We start from the raw sequence: 9,976 nt of genomic DNA, 5'->3' as shown, positions 1-9,976 counted from the left end.
TGATAGCTGATAGCTGATAGCTGATAGCTGATAGCTGATAGCTGATAGCTGATAGCTGATAGCTGATAGCTGATAGCTGATAGCTGATAGCTGATAGCTGATAGCTCTTAAAGAAGGATTTGTTATGAAACTCGAAGATATCCGTCGTGAGTATCTCCAAGATGCGTTAAGCGAAGAGAACTTGCTTGACTGCCCATTTAAACAGTTTGAAACCTGGCTGGAACATGCGGTAGCGAGTAACTTGGCCGATCCTACCGCGATGGTGGTGGCAACGGTGGATGAAACCGGACAACCCTCACAGCGTATTGTGTTGCTTAAGCACCTTGATGACAAAGGCTTCGTGTTTTTTACCAATACCGGCTCGCGTAAAGCGCAGGAGCTTAAAGGTAACAACAAAATATCGCTGCATTTTCCGTGGCACTCTATGGAGCGTCAAGTGATTGTTTATGGCGAAGCACACCCTTTGCCTACCTCGGCAGTTGCGCAGTACTTTTTATCGCGCCCTAAAGAAAGCCAGCTTGCGGCGTGGGCATCGGCACAAAGCCGCCCGGTATCATCGCGCAAAGTACTTATGGAAACCTTTGCCAGCATGAAAAGTAAGTTCAGCAAAGGTGAAATTCCACTGCCTGATTTTTGGGGCGGTTATTGTGTTGTGCCCAGCAAAATAGAATTTTGGCAAGGAGGCGCACATCGCTTACATGACCGTTTTATGTATCAGCGCCAGGATGATAATAGCTGGCAAGTTACCCGTTTAAACCCTTAATAGCTTGCCGCTGTGAAGTTTATAGATTCCCATTGCCACCTCGACTTTAGTGAGTTTGACGCACAGCGCGGATCACTCATAAAAGAGTGTGTAACAATGGGCGTTGAGCGCTTTGTTGTGCCTGGCATTAGCTTAGCGCAATCTAAACAACTAATTGAGTTTAAAAGCAAATACCCACAAGTACATATTGCCGCAGGGCTGCACCCTTACTTTTTGAATGAGCATAAAGAATCTCACTTAGCGCAGCTATTTGACTTTGCAAACAGCAATAAACAGCAGCTGGTGGCAATCGGTGAGTGTGGGCTCGACAGAAGTATTGAAAATATTGCAAAGCAAACAATGTTATTTGAGCAACAAATAGCGCTGGCTAATCAGTTAGCTTTACCGCTAATTGTGCATCACCGGCAAAGTCATGACCTCATTGCGCAATCGTTTAAACGCTGTCGGCCACTAAATGGCGGCGTGATCCATGCTTTTTCTGGCTCAATGCAACAAGCGCAATATTATATCAAGCAAGGCTTTAAACTCGGGGTCGGGGGCGTTATTACTTATCAGCGGGCCGCTAAAACTCGTGCAGTTATTGCCGCTGTTGCGGCTGAACATTTAGTGCTGGAAACCGACTCACCGGCAATGCCGTTGAGTGGTTTTCAGGGAGAGATCAATACGCCGCTGCAAATTGCACGGGTATTTGCTGCGCTGAGTGAATTAAAGCCCAATCAAAATAAACAGCAACTGGCGGCGCAGCTTTATGAATCATGTTGTGACGTTTTTTGTATATAACGATTTACCTGCCAAATTTTTAAACCGCGGCCAAATTGCCAAGTGAAAATACAGGCAATCACCAGCATCAGTAAAACTTGTCGGCCTAAATCATGAAAGTGGTTATGGCTCGTGGTGATTGCTGCGCGGGTTAAATAGGTGATCGACACAAAACCAATGGGCCTATCGTCGTCACTGACAACGGGCTCAATAAATGGCGTTTTTAGCTTACTAATACCGGGCGTTGAGTCGGTAAGTTGGCCACTAATATGTGATGACTGCCAATTATCGCTACTTGCAATCAGGATTCCTTGTTGGTCGTAAATGGTGGCAGAAAGGACAAATTCATCTTTACTAATACTGTTACAAAGTGCGTTTAGCTGTGGTTTGTTTTTTTCAATGAGTGGTGTTTTAGCTGTTAATGCCATAAATCGGGCCAGTGATTTAGCCGTGCTATCGGCACTGTCATAAAGTAATTGGTGGCTTTGAAAGCTACTGTTCACCCCCACCCAACCCAGTAATATAAAACAACCAATAGCAAACACTAAACGCACGAGGCGCTTTTTCTGTGAGGCCGTGATCGGATTTTTAAGATGGTTATTTTTCATAGTCACCGTATATACTACTGACAGCATTTTGATTTGATGTTACAAATGCTATACCCAAGTTGATTGGGTATACTATAACCTTAAATCCACCCTGATGGCGAATTTCGCGCTAGTAAACGTCTTAATATCCTTTAAGTCTGTATCAGGGGAGCAATAGACATTCACGGAGAACCCATGTCGCAAACGAACATGGCACAGCCTTGTGCTGAGCAACCATTGGGGCAGTTAACATTAAATAAATGGTTTAGCTTGCAGGGTGAGGCGTTTGTACCACTAACCAAGCGACCCAATAAACAGCATGGTTTATTTAGCATTGCGTTTGCAGCTGATTTTGATTTGGCGGCTATTAATACCATTATTAATTTTTTAGCCCAGCATCAGCATGACGTGACCGCAGTGTGCCGCTATCAACCAGACTTAGCGTTACCCGCCGCACTGTGTTTTTATAGTGAGCAAGCGGAGCAGGCGATTAACCCGCTACTATTGCAGCAGTTTTCCAGCTCGCTTGATTGTCAGTTAGTACAAATTGCCTGTCCACCTAACTTATACGAGCCGGGTTTATTGGTCATGGATATGGACTCAACAGCCATCACTATTGAGTGTATCGATGAAATTGCACGCTTAGCTAATGTCTACGACGAAGTTGCGTCGGTAACGGCATTAGCCATGGCCGGAAAGTTGGATTTTAATCAAAGCTTAAATCAGCGTGTTGGCAAATTAGCGGGGATAGAAAAAAGCTTAATTGATGAGTTAAAAAACAGCTTGCCGCTAATGCCGGGGATTAAAGTTTTATGTCAAATATTAAAGCAACATCAGTGGTATTTAGCGATTGCTTCGGGTGGCTTTGTACCCTTTGCAGAGCAAGTACAACAGCTGCTTAATTTAGATGAAGTACATGCGAATGTATTGGAATTTAAAGACGATAAGTTAACCGGCAAGGTATTAGGCACTATTGTTAATGCCGAGCAAAAGGCACTGATTTTAACCTCTTTGCAGCAGCAATTGGGTTTAGCAAAAGCACAAACCGTGGCAATAGGCGACGGTGCAAACGATTTAAAAATGCTGGCTAAAGCCGGGTTAGGTGTTGCCGTTCATGGTAAGCCTAAAGTGGTTGAGCATGCACATGCTGCCATTTGCCAAGGATCGTTGTTGCAGCTATTGTATATGCTGACAATCCCACTCAATCAACAAAGCGCTTAACGTAAGCGGTTTAACCACAGCAGTTTGCGGCGTCCCATCTGAGTCACCTGTTGCTGGTTAAGCGTTAAATGACTTAGTGCTTCTTCGGTGATATCAACGATATCACCGACGCCGGCAACAGACCACAAAGCCTCTTCTAACTCTCTTGCTTTATGCAGTGCATATTGGCTGACATACTTTAACTCATTTGCTAAGTAGTCGGTATCTGGGCGTCCGGTGCGGGAAATATACAAGCGCACCACAAAGATCAGCTGCGATTTTATCCCTTCACCGATCTGTTGTTGAAAGCCCGTATAATCATCTCCGAGTATACACTGGCTAGTAATAGACTCAGTAATATCACCCTTTCGGGGATCGACATTGATCGCCAATGTAAACTCTAAAGGCGCATCTTGGCGGTTCCGATCTTTAATGTTTGGGGTGATCACATTAGCGATATGCTCAGCGGTGATAATACTTGATAGATCTGTTTTATTACCTAATAAACCAAAATGTTGTAAAATTACATGCAGTGGGCTTGGGTAGAGTCCTAAACCAATGGCTCCCGTTTTAAAATGTATCCCTTCTTTATGCAAGTACAGTGGGAATTGGCATACGCTTTTAGTCACCATATTTCTCAGCGCGGTTGATAGGCCCGGTATTTTAGGCACTTCTTCTGAGACAACCAGTTTGCCTTTATTACTTTCAATGAGTTGAGTAAAAAACGTGACGCCAACATGTGGGCTATCTGCCAATCTATGCGCTTTTAAGTTAATCACCGTAGCTGATTTATTAACAGCCATTACCTCGTACTTTAACTCACTGAGCTGGTGTGATTTGGTTATTTTTTGTAGCTCAGGAAACGCCAGTAAAACAATAGTGCCTTTTTTAAAATTAACAGCCTGGCTGCTTTCAAGTTGTAAGCCCATAACTGAAAAATCACGGGTTTGGCCATGAAAAACGCTATCGTTAAACGTTAAAGATACGCTGGTTTTGTATAAATAGCGTTCATTAGCGCGTAAATTAACATATTCCAACGGCACTATTTCTAAATAGGGGGGCGACTTGTGCCGACTATGACCAAAGTGTTTTAGCTGGTTAATAGAGCGTTTATCGTAACTTAGCTGTTGATAGTTTTGTTGCTCTACTTGGTTGCCTACAGCGGTGAGTACCACCATATACTTTACATCTTTTATTAACCCCTGAACTCGTGGAGACGGGGGCTTGTTCATTTTTTCAATGTTTTTGCCCACCGTGCTGGGCAGCGATAACGGAATATAAGAGTCTTCGGGGTGGCTCGGCATTAGCTGTAACTTATAGCATTGCCAGCTGTCTTTTTGACTACCAAAGGCAAGAAATAAATTCTTAAGATCTGGCTGCTGCTCCAGCTCACTGCGAGTCGCTGAATAATAATAAACTTTACCAGCAGAGACGTGGGTAAAGGTATAGAGGTAGTCTTCCTTTACCGCAGTTTGCTTAGTCAGTAGTTCAGTAAGGCGTTGCTGGTTTAATACATTATGTAAACAAGACTTTTGCCGTTCATCACTAAAGTAACGTTGAATAACAATGTTATTTTCTGTGGTTAAACAAAGGCTAGGATAGAGCTCATCCGCTTTTTTGCTTAAAAACACATATAAAGAGGTCACTCGCGGAATATAGTATTGCTCATACCCTTTTGAAACGACCGCATCAAGGGTGTTATCTAAGTTTACTTTATAGCGGCGTTTATTACCGTGGATAAAACTTTCTAAAAAGTGATCAAATGCGGCATTTTTTTCAATGAAAGTGCGCTTTAAGCGAATATGGTTAAACTCTTTAGAGATATTTTCAACCGCCACTACTTCGTATTGAATACCGTCTTTTAAACCCAATTCAAAGTCTTGCTCTAGGCCGACTAAACGCATCGCAATTAATTGGCCTTTTTTTAGCATGTGGCGTGTGGTGAGCTTTATTTTACAACCGCTGAGTGAAATATCGGAGGTTGTTGCCGCAATATTTTTGTGCTCTTTGTATTCAATCGTGACTTTTATGGAGTAGTTCATCCGCTCTTCGCAGCGGCTTTCATAGGAGGCAAATTTTATAATATTTGTGGTAAGGGAATCATCTAAGGCTTGAACTTGTTCTTTTTCAGCGGCTTTTCTTTGTAGAACTCGATGATTATTTTCGGTACTCATCACCGCTTCATATACCGCAAGGGTATAACCGCCATGTTGTTTGAGTGCCGCTTCAAACACTTCTATAGCGGTGTCATCCATAAAGTGTTGTTTGCCCTGGTATTCGTAGGGCTTTACTTGGCCTGTGACCATACCCCGTAAATCAATAAAACGGGCGATGGGCTGTGATAAACGCGACATTTCCATTTTCATTAAAAACTGCTCAGGTTTACTAAGCCCTGCGGTTTTTGCTTTGAAAATCAGCTCGAATTTAGCGTTGCCTAAATATTGCTTTAATTCAGCTATAAGATTTTCGTGCTTGAGCAGTATGTCATCAGCCATTTATAAAACCATCACCGTGTATATTAAAAAGTAGGTATACTGTTAAATCCATTTATTAGTAATTTTGATAAATGTCGTATCGTGTTGTTATTAAAGGTACAATTATTTGAGTAACTTAAGTTTGCTATTTGTTATTATGTGTTAAATGCCAATTTGTTGGCAACAAGTTACGTTAATTATTTCATAGCAAAAAGTATGCCCTTAAATAGGGTAACAATGAAAGTCGAATTTTTTCATAGTAAATAAAGTACTTAATAGTCTCGTAAAAACAGTAAGCTGCTAGAAAGTAGTTTAAATAACAGGCTGAATACGCAACATTAAGTAGTTTTAAAAATTAAAGCATAGTAGGTAAAGTGATAAATGGCTAAAGCGGCAAAAATAGAATTTGTTTGTACAGAATGTGGCATGAACTACCAGCGCTGGCAGGGACAATGCCGCTGCGGTGCATGGAATTCATTGGCCGAGTTTAAACCTTCAGCGGGGCAAAGCAAAAAGGCTGCAGCACGAGTGGCTGTGGGTGGTTATGCTGGCAACGTGGGTGGGGGCTCTAAAAAAATAAATGATATTGCGACCGCCGAAGCCGAAAAGCAACTCACCGAAATCGGCGAGCTGGATAGGGTGTTAAGCGGTGGCGTAACTACCGGCTCAGTAAATATTATTTCTGGGGATCCCGGCGCGGGTAAAACGACCTTACTTTCTGACTTGGTCGCCAGAATGTCGCAGCGTATGCCGTCGCTTTACTGTACCGCCGAAGAGTCTTTATCGCAGTTTAAAAACAGGGTGAATCGTTTAAAGTTAAACTATAACGCAGATGAGCTTTATTTACTGTCAGAAACCAGTGTCGAAACCATTATTGAAGAGCTGGATAAAAATAACATCAAGTTTGCGGTAATCGACTCTATTCAAGCTGTGGTAACAGACAATGCCAATGGCAGTCCCGGTTCGCCCTCGCAAGTGAAAAGCGCCGCCCAAGCGCTGACTCAATATTGTAAGCAGCATGACGTTACTATGTTCATTATTGCTCATGTAAATAAAAACAATGAAATTGCAGGCCCACAAACACTGGTACATATTGTCGATGCGCTATTACACATAGACACCAATGATGGACAAATACGTACCTTGCGCGCTAATAAAAACCGCTTTGGTGACATAGACACCGTGGGTATTTTTCGCATGTGCGAGCGCGGGATGCTGAGTGTTGATAACCCCAGTGAAATTTTCTTATCGGGCTCGAGCACGGAATCTCCAGGTTCGGCAATTACCTGTATTCGTAAAGGTAATCGCAATTTACTGCTCGAAATTCAATGTTTAACCACCGAAACCGAGGCAGAATTCCCGCAGCGTGTCTGCGTCGGATTAAACATGAATCGTATCAAAATGCTTACTGGTATTTTGCGTAAGCACACTAAAACGAAAATATTCCACGATACCTTTTTTAATATAGTGGGGGGGTTAAAAATCGATGAATCAGAAACCTGTATCGATTTGGCCTTGGTGACAGCGCTACTGAGTAGCTTAAATGAATTTGTTGTGCCACGCACCACCTGTATTATGGGCGAGCTGAGCTTAAATGGCGATGTGCGGCCAATCGACAGCGGTGTGCCACGCGTTAAAGAAGCTGCGCAACATGGTTTTACAGAAATATTTATTCCGTTTCGTAATTACCATAAATCGATGGAAGGTCTGGGCGCTAAAATTACCCCCGTTAAAACAGTACATGAATTACTTAGCTTAATTAATTAACAAATACAGGAAAATTATTCAGTGCTACAGTTGAGCTGGAAAAGTTACCTAAAAATTTAATAAGGAAATAACATGAAAAAACGACTAATTGCAGTGGCTGTTGTCGCCGCAGGTATTGCTGGCATCAGTTACGCCAACCACCTAGCCACGAAAGAAGTACGCGCTGAAATCGATAAACAGCTTGCGCTTGTTAGTGAGCAAACCGGCGCGAGCTTTAAATATAACGATTTATCTGCCAGTGTTATCTCCGATAGTGTCGAAATTAACGAGATACAAGTGATCAGCCCTGAGGGGGATAACATTGCCAACATCAGCAGTATTAAGGTAACAGGGTATGAAACCGATAACATTGCGCCACGCACCACCTTAGCTGTAAAAGGCTTTCAATTTAATAAAGACTTTGTTACTCAATTACCTGCCGACACGAATGTGATGTTAGCGTCAGCAAGCTACGACTTACACTCGTCTCTTGACTATGACGAGCAGTCGGGCGACAGCGATGTGGTGGTTCAACTCGATGCTAAAGAGATCGTAAGTTTTAATATGGCGTTGGGATTAGCCAACAGCAAAGCATTAATGGATGCGTCATTGGCTATCAATAAAGCGCAGCAACAGGCCGGTGATGCGCCACTGACTTACGAGCAAGAGCTACAACAGCAAACACTTATTATGCAAGCTATGAGCAAGTTAGAGCCGCGCAGTGTCAATTTATCACTGAGTAATAATGGCAAGCTTAACGATTTATTAGCGAGCGAGCTTGCTAAGCAAGGGATGACCCTTGAACAAATGCAAATGCTGCTTGAGCAACAGCTGCAACAAGCCCCGGTGACTACAGAAATAGCAAATGCCTTAAACAATTTTGCGCAAGGTTTAAATTCGCTTAGTATTTCGGCAAAACTCCCTGAAGGCCAAACCATGATGGAAGTTAATCAGCAAATCATGCTATTAGCAGGGCAACCAGACGCGTTAGTTAAGTATATAAACTTAGAAGTGAAGGGTAATTAATAGCGGTAAGCTTTAACTCGTCATTTGTCAGTTTAATGAAAAAAAACCGTGCTTGTTTAACAAGCACGGTTTTTTATTTTCTGACCGCTGACCGCTGACCGCTGACCGCTGACCGCTGACCGCTGACCGCTGACCGCTGACCGCTGACCGCTGACCGCTTAGTGAAGAATACGCGCTCTGATGGTACCTTCAACTGCGCTTAGCTCTTTAAGGGCTACTTCTGAGTGATCGGTATCTACATCAATAACGACATAACCAATAGATTCATCTGTTTGTAAGTACTGCGCGGCAATGTTGATACCGTGCTGAGCAAATGCTTGGTTAATTTGTGTTAATACGCCTGGGCGGTTGTGGTGTACGTGTAATAACCGGCTACGGTTAGCAAGCTCAGGTAATGAAACTTCAGGGAAGTTTACCGCAGTAATGGTTGAGCCGTTATCTGAGTACTTAGCCAGCTTACCCGCGACTTCAATACCAATATTTTCTTGTGCTTCTTGTGTTGAACCGCCGATGTGCGGGGTTAAAATCACATTGTCGAACTCACGCAGTGGTGAAATAAATTCTTCATCGTTAGATTTAGGTTCAACTGGGAACACATCGATTGCCGCGCCGCTGAGTTTTTTCTCGCTAAGGGCTTCGGCTAAGGCATCAATATCAACCACAGTACCGCGAGACGCGTTGATCAAAATAGCGCCTTGCTTCATAACCGCAAGCTCGGCGGTACCAATCAAGTTTTTAGTCTGAGGAGTTTCAGGTACGTGTAGAGTAATAATATCTGAGCGTTGCAATAGCTGCGTTAAGTTATGTATTTGCTTGGCGTTACCTAGCGATAACTTATCTTCAATATCGTAAAACTCAACATGCATACCAATGTTTTCAGCCATAATACCTAGCTGAGTACCAATGTGGCCATAGCCTATAATACCTAACGTTTTACCACGCGCTTCATATGAACCATTGGCTGTTTTTAACCAACCGCCACGGTGTGCCGCTGCATTACGCTGTGGAATACCCCGCAACAGTAACAATATTTCACCTAGCACTAACTCTGCAACAGAGCGGGTGTTAGAAAACGGCGCGTTGAATACCGCAATACCGCGTTCACGGGCACTGTTTAAATCAACTTGGTTGGTACCAATACAAAAGCAACCAATGGCAACCAGTTTTTCTGCAGCATCTAATACCGCGTCATTAATATGAGTACGAGAACGAAGCCCTACAAAGTGTACGTCTTTAATACGTTCTTTTAGCTCGTCCTCAGGCAAAGAGGTTTTAACGTAGTCGATGTTGCTATAACCATTACGTTTAAGCGTTTCAACAGCGCTTTGGTGAACACCTTCAAGCAAGAGAATTTTAATTTTGTCTTTTGCTAACGATACCTTACTCATAACCTCATCCTATTTAATTTGTGGCCCATTTTT

At 42.9% G+C, this 9,976-nt stretch carries 8 protein-coding genes; 5 read left to right on the top strand and 3 right to left on the bottom strand.

Going from position 1 to position 9,976, the window contains the following annotated elements; translation table 11 throughout:
• Window positions 1–124 precede the first annotated feature (124 nt).
• Together pdxH and ABYB02_RS11050 are read left to right on the top strand one after the other, a co-directional pair.
• On the top strand, window positions 125–763 hold the full coding sequence (pdxH, locus tag ABYB02_RS11055; RefSeq protein WP_372762514.1) for a pyridoxamine 5'-phosphate oxidase: 639 nt from the start codon (window positions 125–127) through the stop codon (window positions 761–763).
• Window positions 764–775: 12 nt separating this feature from the next.
• Window positions 776–1,543 carry a TatD family hydrolase gene (locus tag ABYB02_RS11050; RefSeq protein WP_372762513.1) on the top strand — a complete coding sequence of 256 codons (768 nt, stop codon included), beginning with the start codon at window positions 776–778 and terminating at the stop codon, window positions 1,541–1,543.
• Here ABYB02_RS11050 and ABYB02_RS11045 read toward each other — a convergent pair.
• On the bottom strand, window positions 1,510–2,130 hold the full coding sequence (locus tag ABYB02_RS11045) for an AhpA/YtjB family protein (RefSeq protein ID WP_372762512.1): 621 nt from the start codon (window positions 2,128–2,130) through the stop codon (window positions 1,510–1,512). The two genes, ABYB02_RS11050 and ABYB02_RS11045, sit on opposite strands and share 34 nt — an antisense overlap.
• Before the next feature lie 174 nt (window positions 2,131–2,304).
• Here ABYB02_RS11045 and serB point away from each other — a divergent pair, with 174 nt between their 5' ends.
• A complete protein-coding gene (serB, locus tag ABYB02_RS11040) occupies window positions 2,305–3,330 on the top strand; it encodes a phosphoserine phosphatase SerB (RefSeq protein WP_372762511.1) in 1,026 nt (341 codons plus the stop codon).
• Here the strand turns inward: serB and ABYB02_RS11035 are convergent.
• On the bottom strand, window positions 3,327–5,804 hold the full coding sequence (locus ABYB02_RS11035) for a PilZ domain-containing protein (RefSeq protein WP_372762510.1): 2,478 nt from the start codon (window positions 5,802–5,804) through the stop codon (window positions 3,327–3,329). The two genes, serB and ABYB02_RS11035, sit on opposite strands and share 4 nt — an antisense overlap.
• Before the next feature lie 360 nt (window positions 5,805–6,164).
• On the opposite strand from ABYB02_RS11035, the gene radA reads away from it, so the two are divergent.
• Both radA and ABYB02_RS11025 read left to right on the top strand, forming a co-directional pair.
• A complete protein-coding gene (gene radA / locus ABYB02_RS11030; protein ID WP_372762509.1) occupies window positions 6,165–7,550 on the top strand; it encodes a DNA repair protein RadA in 1,386 nt (461 codons plus the stop codon).
• A gap of 72 nt (window positions 7,551–7,622) precedes the next feature.
• A complete protein-coding gene (locus ABYB02_RS11025) occupies window positions 7,623–8,555 on the top strand; it encodes a hypothetical protein (protein WP_372762508.1) in 933 nt (310 codons plus the stop codon).
• Between the two features lie 158 nt (window positions 8,556–8,713).
• Here the strand turns inward: ABYB02_RS11025 and serA are convergent, their stop codons facing one another.
• Window positions 8,714–9,943 (bottom strand): phosphoglycerate dehydrogenase, encoded by a 1,230-nt coding sequence (gene serA, locus ABYB02_RS11020; protein ID WP_372762507.1) that lies wholly within the window; start codon window positions 9,941–9,943, stop codon window positions 8,714–8,716.
• Between the last annotated feature and the right edge of the window lie 33 nt (window positions 9,944–9,976).

The sequence above is a fragment of the Pseudoalteromonas sp. genome (assembly GCF_041613455.1).
Taxonomy (GTDB): domain Bacteria; phylum Pseudomonadota; class Gammaproteobacteria; order Enterobacterales; family Alteromonadaceae; genus Pseudoalteromonas.
The sequence above is the reverse complement of the archived record's forward strand: the minus strand, read 5'-3'. Positions and strand labels throughout refer to the sequence as shown.